This window comes from Shewanella sp. (assembly GCF_041630135.1).
In the GTDB taxonomy this organism is placed as follows: domain Bacteria; phylum Pseudomonadota; class Gammaproteobacteria; order Enterobacterales; family Shewanellaceae; genus Shewanella.
In genome coordinates, this window is the sequence record NZ_JBFKLW010000011.1 from 1 (window position 1) to 20,087 (window position 20,087).

20 protein-coding genes are annotated in these 20,087 nt (G+C 51.8%); 4 read left to right on the plus strand and 16 right to left on the minus strand.

Translation table 11 applies throughout. The features are described from left to right. Positions 1-70 precede the first annotated feature (70 nt). Positions 71-376 (plus strand): hypothetical protein, encoded by a 306-nt coding sequence (locus tag ABYK60_RS04605; protein ID WP_372870757.1) that lies wholly within the window; start codon positions 71-73, stop codon positions 374-376. Positions 377-436: 60 nt separating this feature from the next. Here the strand turns inward: ABYK60_RS04605 and ccoG are convergent, their stop codons facing one another. Next, positions 437-1,861 carry a cytochrome c oxidase accessory protein CcoG gene (gene ccoG, locus ABYK60_RS04610; protein WP_372870758.1) on the minus strand — a complete coding sequence of 475 codons (1,425 nt, stop codon included), beginning with the start codon at positions 1,859-1,861 and terminating at the stop codon, positions 437-439. Positions 1,862-1,952: 91 nt separating this feature from the next. On the opposite strand from ccoG, the gene ABYK60_RS04615 reads away from it, so the two are divergent. The 3 genes from ABYK60_RS04615 to ABYK60_RS04625 all read left to right on the plus strand — a co-directional run bounded on the left by ABYK60_RS04615 (position 1,953) and on the right by ABYK60_RS04625 (position 3,657). Continuing rightward, positions 1,953-2,303 carry a hypothetical protein gene (locus ABYK60_RS04615; protein WP_372870759.1) on the plus strand — a complete coding sequence of 117 codons (351 nt, stop codon included), beginning with the start codon at positions 1,953-1,955 and terminating at the stop codon, positions 2,301-2,303. A 104-nt stretch (positions 2,304-2,407) separates the two neighbouring features. Beyond that, a complete protein-coding gene (locus tag ABYK60_RS04620; RefSeq protein WP_372870760.1) occupies positions 2,408-3,310 on the plus strand; it encodes a 1,4-dihydroxy-2-naphthoyl-CoA synthase in 903 nt (300 codons plus the stop codon). Positions 3,311-3,459: 149 nt separating this feature from the next. Then, a complete protein-coding gene (locus ABYK60_RS04625; RefSeq protein WP_220066185.1) occupies positions 3,460-3,657 on the plus strand; it encodes a DUF2061 domain-containing protein in 198 nt (65 codons plus the stop codon). 40 nt (positions 3,658-3,697) lie between these two features. Here ABYK60_RS04625 and ABYK60_RS04630 read toward each other — a convergent pair whose 3' ends face one another. The 15 genes from ABYK60_RS04630 to ABYK60_RS04700 form a co-directional block, all read right to left on the minus strand. Continuing rightward, complete coding sequence (locus ABYK60_RS04630; RefSeq protein WP_372870761.1) at positions 3,698-5,134, minus strand: DUF1996 domain-containing protein; 1,437 nt, start codon at positions 5,132-5,134, stop codon at positions 3,698-3,700. A gap of 380 nt (positions 5,135-5,514) precedes the next feature. Next, positions 5,515-7,344, minus strand: a complete 1,830-nt coding sequence (gene glmS, locus ABYK60_RS04635) for a glutamine--fructose-6-phosphate transaminase (isomerizing) (RefSeq protein WP_372870762.1) — start codon at positions 7,342-7,344, stop codon at positions 5,515-5,517. Positions 7,345-7,376: 32 nt separating this feature from the next. Then, complete coding sequence (locus tag ABYK60_RS04640) at positions 7,377-8,141, minus strand: DeoR/GlpR family DNA-binding transcription regulator (RefSeq protein ID WP_372870763.1); 765 nt, start codon at positions 8,139-8,141, stop codon at positions 7,377-7,379. 130 nt (positions 8,142-8,271) lie between these two features. Further along, complete coding sequence (locus ABYK60_RS04645) at positions 8,272-10,371, minus strand: TonB-dependent siderophore receptor (RefSeq protein WP_372870764.1); 2,100 nt, start codon at positions 10,369-10,371, stop codon at positions 8,272-8,274. A gap of 181 nt (positions 10,372-10,552) precedes the next feature. Beyond that, positions 10,553-11,917 (minus strand): bifunctional UDP-N-acetylglucosamine diphosphorylase/glucosamine-1-phosphate N-acetyltransferase GlmU, encoded by a 1,365-nt coding sequence (glmU, locus tag ABYK60_RS04650; RefSeq protein ID WP_372870765.1) that lies wholly within the window; start codon positions 11,915-11,917, stop codon positions 10,553-10,555. A gap of 137 nt (positions 11,918-12,054) precedes the next feature. Then, the gene (locus ABYK60_RS04655; protein ID WP_372870766.1) at positions 12,055-12,480 is read right to left on the minus strand and encodes a F0F1 ATP synthase subunit epsilon; all 426 of its coding nucleotides are present in this window, start codon (positions 12,478-12,480) and stop codon (positions 12,055-12,057) included. Between the two features lie 35 nt (positions 12,481-12,515). Then, complete coding sequence (gene atpD / locus ABYK60_RS04660) at positions 12,516-13,904, minus strand: F0F1 ATP synthase subunit beta (protein ID WP_372870767.1); 1,389 nt, start codon at positions 13,902-13,904, stop codon at positions 12,516-12,518. Positions 13,905-13,941: 37 nt separating this feature from the next. After that, positions 13,942-14,802: a F0F1 ATP synthase subunit gamma gene (atpG, locus tag ABYK60_RS04665; protein WP_372870768.1), complete on the minus strand. Its 861-nt coding sequence runs from the start codon at positions 14,800-14,802 to the stop codon at positions 13,942-13,944. A 50-nt stretch (positions 14,803-14,852) separates the two neighbouring features. Further along, positions 14,853-16,394 carry a F0F1 ATP synthase subunit alpha gene (gene atpA, locus ABYK60_RS04670; RefSeq protein ID WP_372870769.1) on the minus strand — a complete coding sequence of 514 codons (1,542 nt, stop codon included), beginning with the start codon at positions 16,392-16,394 and terminating at the stop codon, positions 14,853-14,855. Between the two features lie 14 nt (positions 16,395-16,408). Then, complete coding sequence (gene atpH / locus ABYK60_RS04675) at positions 16,409-16,942, minus strand: F0F1 ATP synthase subunit delta (RefSeq protein ID WP_372870770.1); 534 nt, start codon at positions 16,940-16,942, stop codon at positions 16,409-16,411. A 15-nt stretch (positions 16,943-16,957) separates the two neighbouring features. Continuing rightward, complete coding sequence (gene atpF / locus ABYK60_RS04680; RefSeq protein ID WP_126168845.1) at positions 16,958-17,428, minus strand: F0F1 ATP synthase subunit B; 471 nt, start codon at positions 17,426-17,428, stop codon at positions 16,958-16,960. A gap of 39 nt (positions 17,429-17,467) precedes the next feature. Next, entirely contained in the window at positions 17,468-17,719 is a 252-nt protein-coding gene (atpE, locus tag ABYK60_RS04685) for a F0F1 ATP synthase subunit C (RefSeq protein WP_011761755.1), read from the minus strand. Positions 17,720-17,784: 65 nt separating this feature from the next. Then, a complete protein-coding gene (gene atpB / locus ABYK60_RS04690) occupies positions 17,785-18,579 on the minus strand; it encodes a F0F1 ATP synthase subunit A (protein WP_372870771.1) in 795 nt (264 codons plus the stop codon). A 13-nt stretch (positions 18,580-18,592) separates the two neighbouring features. Further along, on the minus strand, positions 18,593-18,976 hold the full coding sequence (locus ABYK60_RS04695) for an ATP synthase subunit I (RefSeq protein ID WP_372870772.1): 384 nt from the start codon (positions 18,974-18,976) through the stop codon (positions 18,593-18,595). A 224-nt stretch (positions 18,977-19,200) separates the two neighbouring features. Further along, positions 19,201-20,079, minus strand: coding sequence for a ParB/RepB/Spo0J family partition protein (locus tag ABYK60_RS04700; RefSeq protein WP_372870773.1), 879 nt, complete (start codon positions 20,077-20,079; stop codon positions 19,201-19,203). Positions 20,080-20,087 lie beyond the last annotated feature (8 nt).

Below are 20,087 nucleotides of genomic sequence, written 5' to 3' on the forward strand. Positions count from 1 at the left end.
ATGAAAACTCCTTCATTGATAAAATCGTTTTGTCGACTTCATCAACCTGCGAGTATCCACACAGATTTGCTTGTCTTATCTGATTTTTAAAGAACATCCGGTCGCGCTTGGCTCACCGGGTCAGGGCTGCGTATTCTACGCCTTCCTGTTGTCGCGTCAAGCAGTTTTTGCAAACTTTCTTGAAGCGCTGTTGAAGTTGGCTTTCGCTCGTTTCAACCACCTTCACAACCCGCTACGCTTGGCACCGCTTGCCGTGTCAGTGGATGCGCATTATAGGGAGCCCAAACTTTTGCGCAAGGGCTTTTTGGAAGAAAACTTATCTTTTTATCCTGTTCGTTTATTTTGCGAGCTAAACGCGCAAAAAAGGGGCATTTAGCCCCTTTTTCCTGTCTTGTTTTCTTTCGCTGGCACCTGTAGCACCTTTTAACGAACCTGATTAAGGCCCGAAGAAACGGGTCTCTTGCACGGCGTCGACGTCAGGAACGTCCTCTGCCACCACCCGGATATTAATCTTGGTTATGGGACGCTTAAGCTCCACCGGATCCACCGCCACACTGACGGGCAGGGTGAGCACTTCACCGGCATTGACCGACACAGTCTGCTCGCCAATCCAGCGATAATTTGGCAAACCTTCTACCGACAGGCGATAGACGTGGTTTACTTCTGTTTTATTAAGGATCTTCAGGGTAAAGGTGTTTTCTATCATGCCACGGTTATCCTGGCGATAAAGCGCGTTACGGTCGCGGATAACATCTATGCGTAATGGTGAAATGGTTGCCGCCAAGCCAACAAAAACCAAAATCATCAGGGTAAGGATAACACCGTAGCCCACCAGCTTGGGCCGCATAACCTTTTCCTGTTTGCCTTCCAGCTTGTTTTCTGTGGTGTAGCTGATAAGGCCTTTGGCATAGCCCATACGATCCATGGTTTGGTCGCAGGCATCGATACAGGCGCCGCAGTTAATACACTCATATTGCATGCCGTTGCGGATATCGATACCTGTTGGGCATACCTGCACACAGAGATCGCAGTCGATACAGTCGCCCAGTCCCATTTCTTTGGGATCGGCTTTGCGTGAGCGTGGACCACGGGTTTCACCGCGAGCCGCATCGTAACCTACTATATAGGTGTTCTTGTCAAACATGGCGGCCTGGAAACGGGCGTACGGGCACATGTGAATACACATGATTTCCCGCATCCAACCAGCATTCCCATATGTTGCCAGAGTGAAGAAGATAATCCAGAAGTAGACCCCACCGCTGGCGTTCAAGGTCAACACATCAAGATACAGCTCACCGGTTGGTACGAAATAGGAAACAAAGGTAGTGGCGGTTAAAAAAGAAATCAGCAGCCAGCTCCCATGCTTGGCCGTTTTGCGCCATATCTTGTCAAAGTTCCAGGGCATCTGATCCATCTTGATGCGCTTGTTACGGGGGCCTTCGAGTTTTTCTTCAAACCAGATAAAAATAAAAGTCCACACGGTTTGCGGGCAAGTGTAGCCACACCACACCCGGCCAAGATAGGTGGTCACGAAGAAAAGGCCAAAGGCAGCAATCATAAACAGTGCCGCCAGCAACGTCAGATCCTGAGGCCAAATGGTTAAACCGAAAATATGAAATTTCTGCTCGGCCAGATTAAACCATACCGCCTGCCTATCACCCCATGGAAGCCAGGGCAAGAGCAGGAAGAACAACATAGCCACCCATCCCATTCTTCGGCGAAGCTTACTCCACAAACCATCAACAGCCCGGACATAAATGCGGTTTCGCGGATTGAATCGGTCTGCCTTACCGGCATCCGGTTGGTGAATTTTGATCCGCTCGGCTTTCGAGTAGTCCCTATTGTTCGAATCTGCGTTCATCTGACAGCCTTTATTACTGCTTTAATATTGCTCGAAAAGTGGCTTATTATAGTCATATATACTGTTCATATTCACTCGATTGGACCAAAAGATGAGAGGATGGATTATTCTTGCAGTCATCGCAGGTGGCCTCTACTACCTGTATACCGAAACCGATAAGCTCGATGAGCCCATCGCAGAAACTCAGGCTGTCTTAAAAAAAATCGAGCGAAAACTCGACTCTTTGACCGGAACCAAGATCATCAGGGTCGATGGACAATTGCAGAATTTAAAGGCTGAAATCGGCAAACGCCTGTCTTCTGCCGAGCTTTCTGAATTTGATACTGTGCTGACAGACAAAAACAGTTTGAGCGATTTCAAAGCGCAATACTGCGGCAGCGCCAGTGCCACCCATCCTGTTTTTGGGAAAGAAAATCTGCAGTTTATCTGCGACAACCTCTGATAATTTTTTGTGGTTGTTCCCATAGCTTTTTCCTTAAAGCATTGACCCCAAACTGACTTGCGCCTAGCCTGTGGCAACTAATGTGAACACAGGCAGGCTCAGTCATGACCCAAAAAGTTTCTGATAATTTTGATCCAGATCTCTGGACAGAAGTACCCGGTTTTGCATTCGAAGACATTACCTACCACAGAGCCAAAGACCAAGGCACTGTGCGTATCGCCTTCAACCGTCCTGATTGCCTGAATGCCTTCCGACCCAAAACCGTTGATGAACTCTTTACTGCGCTGGATCATGCCCGCCAATGGTCTGATGTCGGCTGTGTATTGCTTACTGGCAACGGTCCCTCGGTCAAAGGCCAATATTCATTTTCCTCTGGCGGCGACCAACGCATTCGCGGCAAAGATGGTTACAAGTACGAAGGTGCCGAGCCAGGCAGTGCCGATGTGGCCCGTATGGGCAGGCTGCATATTCTGGAAGTCCAGCGACTGATCCGCTTTATGCCCAAGGTTGTGATTGCCGTTGTGCCCGGTTGGGCTGTAGGAGGTGGCCACAGCCTGCACGTGGTGTGTGACCTGACTCTGGCCTCTAAAGAACACGCGGTATTCAAACAAACCGATCCGGATGTGGCCAGCTTCGACTCCGGTTACGGCAGTGCCTATCTCGCCAAAATGGTGGGGCAAAAACGCGCCCGGGAAATCTTCTTCCTCGGCTTTAACTACACTGCCGATGAAGCGGTCGCCATGGGCATGGTCAATCGCAGTATTCCCCATGCCGAGCTGGAAACCGAAGCATTACGCTGGGCCAAAGAGATCAACTCCAAATCTCCCACCGCCATGCGCATGCTCAAATATGGTTTTAACCTGCCAGATGACGGCTTGGTTGGTCAGCAGCTGTTTGCCGGAGAGGCCACCCGCCTTGCCTATGGTACAGATGAAGCCCGCGAAGGCCGGGATGCCTTTTTGGAAAAGCGCGATCAGGATTACAGTAAGTTCCCCTGGCACTACTGATAGCCGCAGATAATCCCCCCAAGACGCAGCCCCACGCTGCGTCTTTTCCCTTAATCGACCCGCTCGTTTACCTCAATTGAACAATTTAACTTTACTCGCAAGTGATAACTATTATCATTTATAAAAAGTAATCAATTGGGGATTCCACCATGTTAAAGACCATGACCTTTGCCATGCTGCACTTTGGTGTGGCCTTCAGCATCACCTATTTACTCACCGGTAGCCTGCTTATCGGGGGCGCTGTCGCCCTGATTGAGCCAACAATTAACACTGTAGTGTTCTACTTCCATGAAAAAGTCTGGAAGCGCATAGAAGCAAAAAAACAGCTGCCACAACTACTCGCCTGACCACTAAGGCGAGTAGAACCCGGCTCAGTTTCTCCTCACACTATCTCTGATAGCCCATCCCCATATTGATGACGGGAGGCTCAGTCTGGCTACCTGGCCGGGTTCCTGTCAGACGAAATCCATTGGCCAGATTGCCGTCATGGCAATCCAAGCCCTCACGAATACACACGTCCAGCACCGTTTGCAGTACCTCCGGATGCCAGCCATTCATCCAATCCGCATGCAACGACATACCTCCGTGCGAGTCCTGCGTCACCTCATACATGTCAGATGCCAAACGCCAGCCACGGCTACTTTTGGATTGAGGCTCATACACATCCGGCGTCACCCCGAATGCATAGTGAAAACTTACTCTGATAATGGGCACTGGATGAGTTGCAGGGCAAATCATCCCCTGAGTGCCACTGCCCCTGTGTGGGTAGGCCAAGTGGCTTTGATGGTCGGCAGAATCCAAATCTGTGCCATTCCAGCAACTGGGGAAGAATACATCCATCCGCAGCCTGTCGGGGGCAGCACATTCAGGAATTGCGCTGCTCCAACGTGGATTATCGGCATCAGAAGATTCCCATGATTGGCAATGCCAGCGCACAATACCGGTATCCTGTTGCTGGCCTGGGCCTGCTTTGGCGTTACCGGCAATGATCTTCATCCCCACAGGAATGGACTGAATTGCGTCTACATCGTCCACCCCAGCGGAGTAGTAGAAGATTTCGTGGGCTTCATCATCATTTCCCACCACGGCAGGTACGACACGCCAACGCAAGTCACCCTGTTCATCATAAAGAGCTTCACCGGTCGCCGGATTATATTCGGGTGCCAATAATGCAGGCACCCAATACGCAGATCGATTTAAGGTGTTCCCCTGGCAGCTCGACTCACCTTCGGTAAACAACGAATTAATATCGGTTGACTCATCAACAAGGGTATTGCCATAAAAACGGTGTAAATGTGCCGCATTTGTCTTGCCGGGATAAACTATGGGGTCGTTGTAACTGGAATGGGCAAAGTCACAGTTAATTCTGAAGATGCCACGCCAGCTTGCAGGGTCAGCCTTCGAGGGCATAACAGTAGTTTTGATGAGATCAAAGTGGGCATTACCGTCCGCTCCAAAGACGCTGGCTACCTGCCACGACAGCTCCGCCGGATCACTGCGGTCACCATTCTCAGCCAGCGCCCACACCTTTAAGCGATGCTCACCTGCTGTGAGCGGCAACAACAACTGTGGGCTGACACATTCCTGAATATCGCCACGCTCATCACCGCTATCCAGCTGACACTCATAGGACGCGGCAAAATCTGCGCTGAATGCCACCCGGCTGTAGGGTTCGTAAATGATCTCGCCCGGTTTCAGGCTGAAAACCGGCATCGCTGGTTTTGTCACCACAGTTGGTTGTTCAGGCTTGGCAACTGAGTCGCTGCCCCCGCAACCAGAAACCACAGCCATCAACAGCAACATCACATATTGACAGGGTCTCATCATCATCCCCTCGCACAATGCCAGTGATTTCCGTGCTGACGGCATGACCGTACATCTTGCGGACGAACATTTACAATCAATATCTTCGCCGAATGGTGCTCTGCATCGGTGCCATGAATATGCAATGCTGCACGGTCCGTTTTTAATGGCGGCACATGATATGCGCAACCTGTCAGCATAATCACAGGCACCAGAATCCACACAGATAATCCAGGTAAGTTCATCGTCTCAACCTCACATAAAGCAACCCAGAACTCAGTGTATAAAGCCCTGTGTAAAGCAACGTCAGCCGAATGCAAAGGTTAAGTAAAAGTTAAAAACCACAGGATTTCTTCCATAAAAAAACCTCCACAAAGGGAGGCTTTTTGGATTCTGTCGAATTATTCGACGGTAACTGACTTGGCCAGGTTGCGTGGCTGGTCGACGTCAGTGCCTTTAATCAGGGCCACGTAATACGACAGCAGCTGCAGCGGGATGGTGTAGATAAGCGGCGCCATAAACTCATCACAGTGAGGCACTGGGATCACCTTCATGGTGTCGTCCGAGGCAAACTCGGCGTCCTTGTCGGCAAACACATACATCAGGCCGCCACGGGCACGCACTTCTTCCACGTTGGATTTTAATTTTTCCAACAGCTCGTTGTTGGGCGCGACCACAATCACCGGCATATCGGCGTCGATCAGTGCCAGCGGGCCGTGTTTGAGCTCGCCAGACGCATACGCCTCGGCGTGGATGTAGGAGATTTCCTTGAGCTTGAGTGCTCCTTCCATGGCGATGGGGTACTGATCGCCACGGCCGAGGAACAGCGCATGATGCTTGTCGGCAAAATCCTCGGCCAGTGAAGCAATGGCATCGTCCAGGCCCAGTGCCTGCTCAACCTTGGCTGGCAGTGATTGCAGGCTTTGAGTCAAGGAAGATTGCAGTTCGGCAGACATGCCGTTGTTGCGACCAATCACTGCGGTCAGCATCAACAGACCTGCCAATTGCACAGTAAATGCCTTGGTGGAAGCCACACCGATTTCGGCGCCGGCTTTCATCATGTACGCCATGTCAGATTCACGTACCAGCGACGAGCCTGGCGCATTACAGATGGTCAGGGTGGCCTGATAGCCCATTTCTTTGGCCAGACGCAGCGCGGCCAGCGTATCGGCGGTCTCACCGGACTGAGAGATGGTCACCAACAGGCTGTTGGGGAACAGGTGCGACTTGCGATAGCGGAATTCGGAAGCGATTTCCACGTTACAGGACACACCAGCCCATTGTTCCAGCCAATAGCGGGCGGCCATGCCCGCATGGTAACTGGTACCACAGGCGATGATCTGCACGTGTTTGATGTCTTTCAAAAGGTCGGCAGCTTTGTCGCCAAAGGCACTGTCCAACACCTGCATGTTGGCGATGCGGCCTTCCAGGGTACGGGCCAGGGCACGTGGCTGCTCGTAGATTTCCTTGAGCATATAGTGGCGGTATTCGCCCTTGTCGCCGGCATCGTGAGTTACTTCCGATTCTTTGGCTTCACGCTCTACCTCATTGCCATCCACATCGAAGATACGCACGTTACGACGGGTCACTTCGGCCACATCACCTTCTTCGAGGAAGGCGAAAGTGCGGGTCACAGGCAGCAGCGCCAGTTGATCTGAGGCTACAAAGTTTTCACCCAGACCAAAACCTATCACCAGCGGGCTGCCACTGCGGGCAACAACCAGACGCTCTGCATCGCGGCGGTCAATAACTACTGTGCCATAGGCACCTTCCAGCTGCTTAACCGTGGCCTGAACAGCGGCCAGCAGAGTATCAGCACTTTTCAGCTCATGGTGTACCAGGTGGCAAATCACTTCGGTGTCGGTGTCGGAATTGAACTGATAACCCAGGCCTTTCAAACGTTCACGCAGCTTGGCATGGTTTTCGATAATGCCGTTGTGCACCACGGCGATATCACCCTCGGACTGGTGCGGGTGAGCGTTACGCTCACTGGGCTCGCCATGCGTTGCCCAGCGGGTGTGGGCAATACCGGTGCCACCACTCAGTGGTGACTCGGCCAATGCATCGGCCAATTCCTGAACCTTGCCCACCCGACGGGTACGGTTCATTTCTGCATTTTGGATCACTGCCATACCGGCAGAGTCATAACCACGATATTCAAGACGACGCAGGCCCTCTAACAAAATTTCGGCCACGTCCCTTTGCGCCACGGCGCCAACGATTCCACACATGCTTGTATTTCCGTAAGGTCTGTAAAAACTAACTACTGAACATCCGCCAGATACACCTTCACCCCATGGGCCTCTATGGTGGTCACTGCCTCTTTGGGCAATCTGTTATCTGTGACCACAGCACTGACCTGACTCCAGGGCAGCTCGAGATTGGGAATGCGTCGGCCTATCTTATCGGACTCCAGCATGACAATTACCTCCCGCGATACCTCTGCCATCACACGTGACAGACCAACGAGTTCGTTGAAGGTGGTGGTACCGCGGCTGAGGTCTATGCCATCGGCACCGATAAAGAGTTGATCGAAATCGTAAGAGCGCAGCACCTGCTCGGCCACCAGCCCCTGAAAGCTCTCTGAATGCGGATCCCAGGTGCCGCCAGTCATCAGCAGCGTCGGTTCCTGCTCCAATTCGTGAATGGCATTGGCCAGCTGCAACGAATTGGTCATCACCACCAGCCCGCGACGATTGGCAAGCTCGGGAATAAGCCCCAGCGTAGTGCTGCCATAGTCGATGATAATGCGGTTATGGTCGCGGATGAGTTTGGCGGCCTCTTTGGCTATGGCAAGCTTCACTGGGGAGATGGCCACAGCCTGGGCATTCAGCTCCTGGGGCAAAGGCACAGCGCCGCCATAACGGCGAAACAGCAGTCCCGCTTTCTCAAGCTCGGCCAGGTCTTTGCGAATAGTCACCTCGGAGGTGGCAAACTCGCTCGCCAGTTGGTCGACATTCACCTCACCCTGAGCATTCAGAAGTTCGATAATGCTGCGGCGGCGCTGCTGAGTATTGCGTTTTGTCATCCGTTACTTTCAGTTTAACTTTCGAGTCGAAAGATGGATTATATACAAACGAAACAAATTTACCAATAATGAAATTTAGCCAATAAAAAAGGCAGCCTATTGGCTGCCTTGGATTAGCGGAAAACGGGGTTTAAAAACGGGCATTCAACGCCAGGCTGAAGTTACGTTCCTGACCTACGGTCACCATCTGGTAATTGCCACCGTCCAGATATTCGGTATCGAACAGGTTACGCACGTTAGCGCGCACATCGAATTCACTGCCGCCAAGTTGGAAGGTATAAGCGGCGCCCATATCAAAACGCACATAACCGTCTTTGCTGATGCTATTTTGGGTATCGGCAAAACGTTCACCTACATACACGGCACCGAAATTCATCGCAAAGTTATCTGTCAACTCATAGCGGCTCCAGATATTGGCAGACCACTCGGGGGTATCGATTGGCGTTTTGCCATCAAGCGCGTCGGCGGTTTTGAATTTTGCATCCAGATACATCATCGAGGCGGTCATAAACCAGCTTTCGCTAACCTGCCCCTGGGCACCCAACTCAAATCCCTTATGGTGCTGAATACCATCCTGACGGGTTATCTGGGTAGCATCGCCAATTGGCTTATCCAGTTGATGCACAACAATGCGGTTGTCAATTTCGATATCAAACAAAGCGCCGGTCAGCAGCAGGCCACCGTTCATCAGCTCCCACTTGGCACCCAGTTCATACTGAGTACCGTACTCAGGCTCCAGTTCCATCTTGTCATTCAGGTCATTCTCGTTATTCACAGAACCCTGAGGAACAAAGCTCTTGGAGTAGTTGGCATACAGGCTTAAATCCTGCTGCGGCTGCCAAATCACCCCGACCTTGGGCGACAAGGCATTATCGTTACCTGACGCCTCTTTTTGCTCATCGAATCTAACCCCTGCCAGCAATTTCCACTGGTCGTTAATGCTGATAAGGTCCTGCAGATATACGCCATAAAACTCGTACTCACTGGTGTACCAGCTATCGTCGTCATGGTAATCGATATCCGGGCGGGGCAGGGCTGCACCCGGCATCACTGTTTGGCTCTTACCCTTCACCCGCAGCTGAGCATAGCCGTAGTCCAGTTTGTTGGCACCGAGCAACAGCTTGTGCTCCATCCCCGCCAGCTCAAACTCACCATTTAAGTCAACATAAGCCGTCTTATGGCTCCAATCATCGAAACGGTCGAAGGGACTGATCTTGTAGCCTTCGGTCATGGCATTTTCGTTATAGGTTGGCAACGAATCGAAGCGACGACGGTTAAACTGCTGGTCGTTATAGCCAAGCTTCAGGTTCCAGTTGTCGCTCAGCTGCCAGGCAATGTCGGCGCCGAGATTGGTGATGCTGTTATCGGTAAAAGCCCAGGGCATGTCCCAGATTTGCTCACGGCCACCAATCAGGTTGCCGTCTTTATCGAGCCAGCCGCCGACATCGATGCCGGTTCTGTCTTCGGTGCGATCGTAACGCAGCGACAGCAGCAGATTGTCGCTGATGTCATAATCGATGGCCACAAAACCAAGCCAGCGATCACGCTCCTGCTGCTCGGCGGCTTCACCCGCCAGCGGCGAGTAGCTGCGCCAGTATTCAGTATCCTGTTTAACGCCCACCGCACGATATCTTAAGGTTTCAGCCTCATTAATGGCGCCACCGGCATCCAGTTGGAAACGGGTCGAGCCTGAATCGTCGGTATCAAAGCCGAGTTCGAACAGGTTGTCGTAAGTGGGCTTCTTGGTGACCATATTCACCAGCCCGCCGGGGCCAGACTGACCATAGAGCATGGAAGAAGGCCCCTTAAGCACTTCCACCTGACTTAAGATTTCAATTGGCAACACATAATGAGCAAACAGCTGATGACCGTTGGCGAGATAACCTGAGCCAGAGTCCAGCTCAAACCCCCGCAGCGAAAACACCTGACGGTTCCAGCGCTGGGTTCCCGCTGTAATGGAAGAATCATTCACCAGCACTTCAGCCAGGTTGGTGGCAAGCTGCTCATCGGTAACGAAGTCCGGGATTACACTAACCGACTGAGGCGTTTCCAGCAGTGACATGTCACCGCGCATGGCACCATTTGCAGCACCAACCTTATATTCGTTGAAGCTGCGGCCTTTAACTTCAATACGCTCGATGTTGCCATGGTGTGCTTCACTGGCCAGTGCCAGCGGAGATTGCAGCGCGGCCACAACGGCCAGGCTCAGGGTGGATAATTTGAATGACATGCCTACCTCTTTACCAACTCTGTCAAAAAGTCTTACGAAACAGGCAGTACTATAATTGAGAATGGTTCTTATTTAATATTATTTACGGTAATTTACAATTACAGCAGATGGAGATCACGAAAGATCCCCTCTGAAACGAAAAAGCGGCGCAAATGCGCCGCCTTTGACTAAGTCAAAACTGTTACTTTGGTTTTTTCACCGGCCTTTGCCAGCCCTGAATATGGCGCTGCTTAACCCGGGTGATCACCAGCTCGTTCTCGCCCACTTCGCGGGTAATGGTGGAGCCAGCACCGAGGGTCGCGCCCCTGCGGATCACCACAGGAGCCACCAGCTGGGTATCGCTGCCGACAAACACCTCGTCTTCAATCACCGTCAGGTGCTTGTTGGCACCATCGTAGTTACAGGTGATGGTACCCGCGCCTATGTTCACGCCCTTACCAATTTTGGCATCGCCCAGATACGCCAGATGCCCGGCCTTGGAGCCTTCTCCGAGTACGGCTTTTTTCATTTCAACGAAGTTGCCGATATGGGCATCTTTGTGCAGCTCAGCACCGGGACGCAGACGGGCGAACGGGCCGGCACTGGCGCTATCGCCCAGTTTGGCACCTTCGATAATGCTGTAAGGCTTGATGTCAGCGTTATCGGCAATCTCGCAGTCGATGAGGATGGCTCCGGCACCAATGGTGACGTTGTTACCAAGCTTGACCCTGCCTTCAAATATCACATTGACGTCAATCATCACATCCATGCCCACGGTCACATCACCGCGAATGTCAATGCGGGCAGGATCTCGCAGGTTGGCACCATTAAGCATCAACTCTTGGGCGCGACGGGCCTGATAGGCACGCTCCAGCGCCGCCAGCTGCACCCGGTTATTGGCGCCTTCGGTCTCAATCGGGTTGGCGGGATGGGCGGTATCAATCGTCACACCGTCGCTGTGGGCCATGGCAATCACGTCTGTGAGGTAAAACTCGCCCTGAGCATTGTTGTTCTCAAGACGGCCAAGCCAGGCTTTGAGGCGTTTACCGGGCAGCGCCATGATGCCGCTGTTGATTTCGTTGATTTTAAGCTGCTCAGGACTGGCATCTTTTTGCTCAATGATACCAACGACTTTACCGTTTTCGCGCACCATACGGCCATAGCCGGTAGGGTTATCGAGGTGTACGGTCAGCACGGCCACGCCATCGGGCTGACGCACCGCCAGCAGCGACTCAAGCGTTTCTTTGCGGGTAAGCGGCACATCGCCGTAAAGCACCAGCACTGTATCTTCGTCGTTTATGTGGTCAATCGCCTGTGCCACCGCATGGCCGGTACCCAGTTGCTCTGCCTGCAGCACAAAATTCAGTGGCTGCTCACCAAGCTTATTTTTTAAAAGCTCGCCGCCATAGCCGTACACCAGATTGATGTTATCGGCATTAAGTTCGCGGGCCGTGTCTATCACGTGCTGAACCATGGGTTTGTGAGCGACGCTGTGCAGTACCTTGGGCAGATCTGAGCGCATACGGGTGCCTTTTCCGGCGGCAAGAATGACAACATTGAGTGGCATAGGAGGTCCCTTATCTTTTATCTGGCGCAAGTGTACCTGAATAGCATACTTAATTCAGCGTCTGCAGCGTCATTCCCGCTGCTATTCGGCCAATAAAAAAGGCGCCCTCGGGGCGCCTTTTTTGGGACACATTCACCTTATCTGGCAATGTTCTTCTTGATGGTTTCAACCACTCGCAGCTGAGCTACGGCTTTGGCCAGCTCAATGGCTGCCGCGGCATAGTTGAAATCGGCACCGGCTTCGGCCATATGGGCCTCGGCACGACGTTTGGCTTCCAGAGCCGCCTGCTCATCAATGTCTTTGGCACGCAAAGCCACATCAGCCAGCACAGACACAGAATTGGCTTGTACCTCCAGCAAACCGCCGGACAGGTAAAACACTTCTTCTTTACCGTGCTGCTTAACGATGCGCACCATGCCAGGTTTGATAAAAGTCAGCAAAGGGGCGTGACCGGGCATGATGCCCAGCTCACCCTCGCCACCGGTCACTTGCAGGCTTTCTACCAGACCGGAAAAAATGCGAGTTTCTGCACTTACAATATCAAGATGTACTGTCATGGCCATAGCGTTCTCCATTTAAGACTCAGGCAGGGCCCGAATTACTTCTTGTTGGCTTTCTCAACGGCTTCGTCGACAGAGCCAACCATGTAGAACGCTTGTTCTGGAACGTGGTCGAACTCACCATCCAGAATGCCCTTGAAGCCACGGATTGTGTCTTTCAGAGGCACGTACTTACCTGGAGAACCGGTAAACACTTCCGCTACGTGGAAAGGCTGAGACAGGAAACGCTCAATCTTACGTGCACGGGATACGGTCATCTTGTCGTCATCTGACAGTTCGTCCATACCCAGAATAGCGATGATGTCTTTCAGTTCTTTGTAACGCTGCAGTACGTTTTGAACGCCGTTAGCCACGTCATAGTGCTCTTGACCTACTACTTGTGGATCCAACTGACGAGAGGTGGAATCCAGTGGGTCAACCGCTGGGTAGATACCCAGAGAAGCAATTTGACGAGACAGTACCACGGTCGCATCCAAGTGGGCGAAGGTGGTAGCTGGGCTTGGGTCGGTCAAGTCGTCCGCTGGTACGTATACCGCCTGTACGGAGGTGATAGAACCAGTCTTGGTAGAAGTAATACGCTCCTGCAGAACGCCCATCTCCTCAGCCAGAGTAGGCTGATAACCTACGGCTGATGGCATACGGCCCAGCAGTGCTGATACTTCGGTACCGGCCAGGGTGTAACGGTAGATGTTGTCTACGAACAACAGTACGTCTTTACCCTCGTCACGGAACTTCTCAGCCATGGTCAGACCGGTCAGGGCCACACGCAGACGGTTTCCTGGTGGCTCGTTCATCTGACCGTACACCATGGCTACCTTGTCCAGTACACCTGATTCCATCATTTCGTAGTAGAAGTCGTTACCTTCACGGGTACGCTCACCTACACCAGCGAATACTGACAGACCAGAGTGAGCCTTGGCGATGTTGTTGATCAGTTCCATCATGTTAACTGTCTTACCAACGCCCGCACCACCGAACAGACCTACTTTACCACCCTTGGCGAATGGACAAACCAGGTCGATTACCTTGATACCGGTTTCCAGCAGTTCAGTTGTATTTGACTGCTCTTCATAGGAAGGAGCTTCACGGTGAATAACATAACGCTCATCTTCACCGATAGGACCCGCTTCATCCACAGGCTCGCCCAGCACGTTCATGATACGGCCCAGAGTGGCCTTACCAACAGGAACGGCAATAGCTGAACCAGTGTTTTCAACCTCGATACCACGACGCAGACCGTCAGAAGAACCCATGGCGATGGTACGAACCACACCGCCACCGAGCTGCTGCTGAACTTCCAGCACCAGACCGTTACAGGTACCTTCACCTGTGATCTTCAGAGCGTCATATACCTGAGGTACGGATTGCTGTGGAAACTCAACGTCCACAACCGCGCCAATTACTTGGACAACAGTACCTGTGCTCATGATTAATCCTCTAAAACTTGTATTCGTTACCTAAGCCTTAAACCGCTGCGGCACCGGAAACAATTTCCGACAGTTCCTGCGTAATCGCAGCCTGACGGGCCTTGTTATATACCAGTTGCAGGTCATCGATCAGCGTACCGGCGTTGTCAGTCGCAGCCTTCATTGCCACCATACGGGCGGCTTGTTCAGACGCGATATTTTCCACAACACCCTGATACACCTGGGATTCCACATAACGCACCAGCAGAGTATCCAGAAGGTCTTTCGGATCCTGCTCGTAGATGTAGTCCCAGTGATGATCAACGTCATCATCTTCGGATTTAGGCAAAGGCAGCAGCTGCTCGATCACGGGCGTCTGGGTCATGGTGTTCACAAACTTGTTGAATACCACATACAGACGATCCAGTTTGCCTTCGTTGTAAGCCTGCAGCATCACGCCAACAGTCCCGATCAGGTCGGTGAGCTTTGGCGCATCACCGAGGCCTGAGGCGTGGGCTGATACCATTCCGCCAAAAGCTTTGAAGAACTGAACAGAGCGGGCGCCGATGGGGCAGAACTCTACCTCAGCACCTTTCTCTTTCCAGCTTTTCACGTCTGAAACAACCTTTTTAAAGAGGTTGACGTTCAGACCACCACAAAGGCCGCGGTCAGACGCTACAACGATGTAGCCGACCCGCTTGGCTTCTCTCACCTCTAAATAGGGGTGTTTGTATTCAAGAGAACCCTGGGCAACGTGACCGATCACCTTACGCATGCTTTCCGCGTATGGACGGCTGGCAGTCATGCGGTCCTGCGCTCTGCGCATTTTGCTGGCTGCCACCATTTCCATGGCGGACGTGATCTTCTGAGTGTTTTTCACACTCGCGATCTTGGTTTTAATCTCTTTTGCGCCGGCCATCTCTACTCTCCAATCTGGACCTGAGGTGCCTTAAGACACCTCGACGATTTTTACCAGGTTTGGGTTGCCACGAACTTGTCGAGACCAGCCTTCAGCTCAGTTTCGATTTCGGCATTGTAGTCGCCGCTATCGTTGATAAGCTTCATCAGGTTGGCATGCTCGGAGTTCATGAATGCGAGCAGAGCGGCTTCGAAGTCACCGATCTTCTTCAGAGCAATACCCTTCAGGAAGCCTTTTTCCGCAGCGAAGATCACTACGGCCTGTTCGGCTACGCTCATTGGGGCATATTGCTTCTGCTTCATCAGTTCGGTAACACGCTCACCGTGCTCCAGCTGAGCACGAGTTGCATCGTCAAGGTCAGATGCAAACTGGGAGAACGCAGCAAGCTCACGATACTGTGCCAGCGCGGTACGGATACCACCGGACAGTTTCTTAATGATCTTGGTCTGGGCGGCACCACCTACACGGGATACCGAAATACCTGGGTTAACCGCTGGACGCAGGCCAGAGTTAAACAGGTTGGTTTCCAGGAAGATCTGACCATCGGTAATCGAAATTACGTTGGTTGGTACGAACGCAGATACGTCACCAGCCTGAGTTTCAATGATTGGCAGAGCGGTCAAAGAACCAGTCTTACCAGTCACAGCACCGGCGGTGAACTTCTCAACGTACTCTTCGTTCACGCGGGAAGCACGTTCCAGCAGACGAGAGTGCAAATAGAATACGTCACCTGGGTAAGCTTCACGTCCTGGTGGACGACGCAGCAGCAGGGAGATCTGACGGTAAGCAACGGCCTGCTTGGACAGGTCATCGTATACGATCAGGGCATCTTCACCGCGGTCACGGAAGTATTCACCCATGGTACAACCAGAGTATGGTGCCAGGAACTGCAGGGCAGCGGCTTCAGAAGCGGAAGCTACCACTACAATGGTGTTGGCCAGAGCACCGTGCTCTTCCAGCTTGCGTACTACGTTGGCGATAGTAGAAGCCTTCTGGCCTACTGCAACGTACACACACTTGATGCCGGAATCACGCTGGTTGATGATGGCGTCGATAGCCATCGCAGTCTTACCAGTCTGACGGTCACCGATGATCAGCTCACGCTGGCCACGACCGATTGGGATCATGGAGTCAACGGCTTTATAACCAGTCTGTACAGGCTGGGAAACTGACTTACGGTCAATTACACCAGGAGCGATTACTTCAACAGGCGCGAAACCATCATTGTCGATGGGGCCTTTGCCGTCGATAGGCTCACCCAGAGTGTTAACCACACGGCCCAGCAGGCCACGGCCAACTGGAACTTCCAGAATACGACCAGTGGTTTTAACTTTTACGCCCTCAGCCAGATCGGCATAAGGACCCATTACTACGGCACCTACAGAATCGCGCTCGAGGTTCAAGGCGATTGCATAACGGTTACCAGGCAGTTCGATCATTTCACCCTGCATTACATCGGCCAGGCCGTGTACGCGGATGATGCCATCGCTCACCGCAACGATAGTACCTTCGTTACGGGCTTCGCTTACTACGTCGAACTGCTCGATCCGCTGCTTAATCAGATCGCTGATTTCAGTGGAATTCAGTTGCATGCTCAAACTCCCAATTACGATTGCAGCTTATCAGACAGACGGGCCAGCTTGCCGCTGACAGAACCATCGATTACGAGGTCCCCTGCCTTGATAATTACACCGGCGATCAGGCCGGCATCCACGCTGCAATTCAGCTTAACTTTGCGTGCGAGACGTTTCTCAAGGGAAACACTAATCTGCTGTTGTTGTGCTTCGGAAAGCTCGGTGGCAGATACCACGTCAGCTTGAATTTCCTTGGCCCATTCCAGACGGTACTCAGCAAACAGCTGAGCCACAGCAGGCAGTACTTCCAAACGACCGTTTTCAGCCATCACCTTGATCAGGTTTTGACCGTGCTCGTTGAGCTGCTCACCACAAACATCAATAAAGAGTTTGGCGAGCTGGCTACTGGCCATAGAGCCAGCGAGCAGTGGGCGCATGGTTTCATTTTCAGTTACCACTGCAGCAAAACCGAGCATTTCTGCCCAGCTATCCACGGCCTGTTTTTCAACGGCAAAATCAAAAGCTGCCTTTGCATAAGGGCGAGCAATGGTGGTTAACTCAGCCATACCCCTTCTCCCTTATCAAATTTCAGCGACCAGCTTTTCAACTATGTCACTGTGTGCGGCTGCATCAATCGAACGTTCGAGGATCTTCTCAGCACCCACAAGGGCCAGAGTTGCAACCTGCTTGCGCAGTTCCTCTTTCACGCGATTGCGTTCAGCTTCAATTTCAGCTTTACCCTGAGCGATGATACGTGCACGCTCAGCATCAGCCTCGGCTTTTGCTTCTTCAACGATCTGAGCCTTGCGCTTATTGGCAGACTCGATGATTTCATTGGCTGTAGCTTTGGCTTCTTTGAGCTGCTCGGTGGCCTTGGCCTGAGCGAGCTCCAGGTCTTTTGCCGCGCGGTCAGCATTGGCAAGACCGTCAGCAATCCTCTTCTGGCGCTCTTCGATGGCATTCATCAAAGGGGGCCATACATACTTCATGCAGAACCACACGAAGATAATAAAGGCGACCGTCTGACCGATTAGGGTAGCGTTGATATTCACAACAGCCTCCTATTATGAGTTAAGACAGAAGCGGTTTTATTACAGCATTGCGCCCAGTGGGTTGGTGAACAGCATGTACAGAGCAATACCCACACCGATCATGGTTACGGCGTCGAGCAGACCAGCCACGATGAACATCTTAACCTGCAGCATAGGAGCCATTTCTGGTTGACGAGCAGCGCCTTCCAGGAACTTACCACCCAGAAGACCGAAACCGATAGCGGTACCCAGTGCACCCATACCAATCAGCAGAGCAACAGCGATTGCAGTAAAGCCCAGAATAGTTTCCATCTGTATCTCCAGTATCTAAATCTAAATTAGTTGATGATTTAGTTAAAAAATTTCTTCAGCAATCCTTAATGATCTTCATGAGCCATGCTGAGGTAAACAATTGTCAGCATCATGAAGATAAACGCTTGCAGCGTGATAACCAGAATGTGGAAAATCAACCAACCCAGTTGCAGAGTTACACCCAGGGAGGCAATTGCCCAGTTGGCACCATACATCAGCGCAATAAGGATGAAGATCAACTCACCCGCATACAGGTTACCGAATAGACGCAGAGCCAATGAGATTGGCTTGGCGATCAGGGTAACTGATTCCAGCAGGAGGTTGACGGGTATCATTGCCCAGTGGTTAAAGGGCTGCAGTGTCAGTTCCTTCACAAAACCAGACACTCCCTTGACCTTGATGCTGTAGTAAATAATCAGCAAGAACACACCCAGCGCGAGGCTGAAGGTGATGTTCAGGTCAGTCGTCGGAACCACTTTCAGGTAAGGCACACCCAGCAGAGCTGCAGTGTGTGGCAGCCAGTCAACTGGCACCATGTCCATGAAGTTCATCATGAAAACCCAAACGAAGATGGTCAGAGCGAGAGGAGCGATCAGAGCATTGCGACCGTGGAAGGTTTCTTTCACGCTGTTGTCAACGAACTCGACAATCATCTCGACAAAGCACTGAAGCTTGCCGGGAACGCCCGTCGTTGCCTTTTTGCCAACGCTGCGGAAAATCCACAGGAACAGAACACCAAGACCAACCGAAAAGAGCAACGAATCAATATGCCATGTCCAGAATCCTTCACCAACGGAAAGGTTGGTCAGGTGATGCTGGATATAGCCCTGCGGTGTTAACGCTTCACCAGTTGCAGCCATGATTCATCCCACTTTACTTTTGCTTGAAGTATAAAGGCGCTGTCCAATGCACCAGCAGTGCCAGGGCATAACAAACGAAAAGCGGCATAAAGACGACCTTAAGTTTGATAAACACCAGCGAAAACAGCGCAATGGTTAACAGCAACTTTACCGCTTCCCCCCAGTAGAAGGTTTTCAGAACCTTCCCTGATGCACTTGCTCCCGAATGGGAAAAAGCGAGGGTTGCGAATACAAAATTAGGGAGCACAGCTATCAGCGTACCGGCTAAAGCCGATATACCGTATTGCGCTCCCCATACGACGAAGAAGAGAACCGATGCACCTCCGGCTACCGCCGCCTGCATCAACACCAATTTATAGGCTGACCACCGGCCACGACGCGCCAAAACCTTGCTCAATTATCATTCTCCGCATTCGGACTTTTTGTTTCGGTGACCGGACAACAAAATGCCGTAAAAAGTCACAGTACAAAAAGCTTGCGAAAGTATACCTTTTCGGGCCTTCAATGCAACTTAGAGATGCGTAAAATCGCCACTTTTCAGCGGTTCTACGACCAATGATTCAAAATGCAAAGATTAACATTCGTCACAAATTTACATGAAAATCTGTTAACTGCATTAATTCAGCGGATTTTGCTGAGAATCCCGTCTAATTCAGCAAGATTTTGGTAGTTAATTACAATTTTACCCTTGCCTTTACTGCCATGATTTATCGACACCTTGGCACCGAGCTTATCAATCAACTGCTGCTCAAGACGGTTCACATCGTGATCTTTGACGGCTTTTTCAGCTTCTTTGGGGGGATTTAAGCTTCTATTAATTAATCGTTCAGTTTCGCGAACGGTGAGCTCTTTAGCGGCAACTAATCTTGCCAGATTTGTCTGTTCTTCACCCTCTACGGCGAGCAGCGCACGGGCATGACCCATGTCTATATCGCCGTATTCAAGCAAGCGCTTGACGGGTTCGTTGAGACTATTGAGACGCAGCAGGTTAGTAACTGTGGTGCGCGATTTGCCCACAGCATCCGCCACCTGCTGGTGGGTGAGTTCAAATTCTTCCAGCAGGCGTTGCAACGCAATCGCCTCCTCCATGGCATTCAAATCTTCGCGCTGAATGTTTTCAATCAGGGCGATGGCCACGGCTGATTCGTCAGGTACTTGCTTAATAATACAAGGCACTTTCTCGAGCTTCGCCAGTTGGGAAGCACGCCAGCGGCGCTCACCGGCGATAATTTCATACTTTTGCTCGGCGATTTTACGTACCACTATGGGCTGAATGATGCCCTGAGCACGAATGGACTCAGCCAACTCTTCCAGCGCCTCCGGCGACATGTCTTTACGGGGCTGGTACTTACCCGGTTGCAGTAAATCCACATCCAGATGCACCAAATCATCCTGTTTTTCACTGCGCTCGGCCGCCAGTTCCAGCTTCTTACTGGCGGCATGGCTGGTGCTCAGCAGTGCATCCAGTCCCTTACCCAAGCCCCGTTTTTTCAAAGTCATTGCTAATC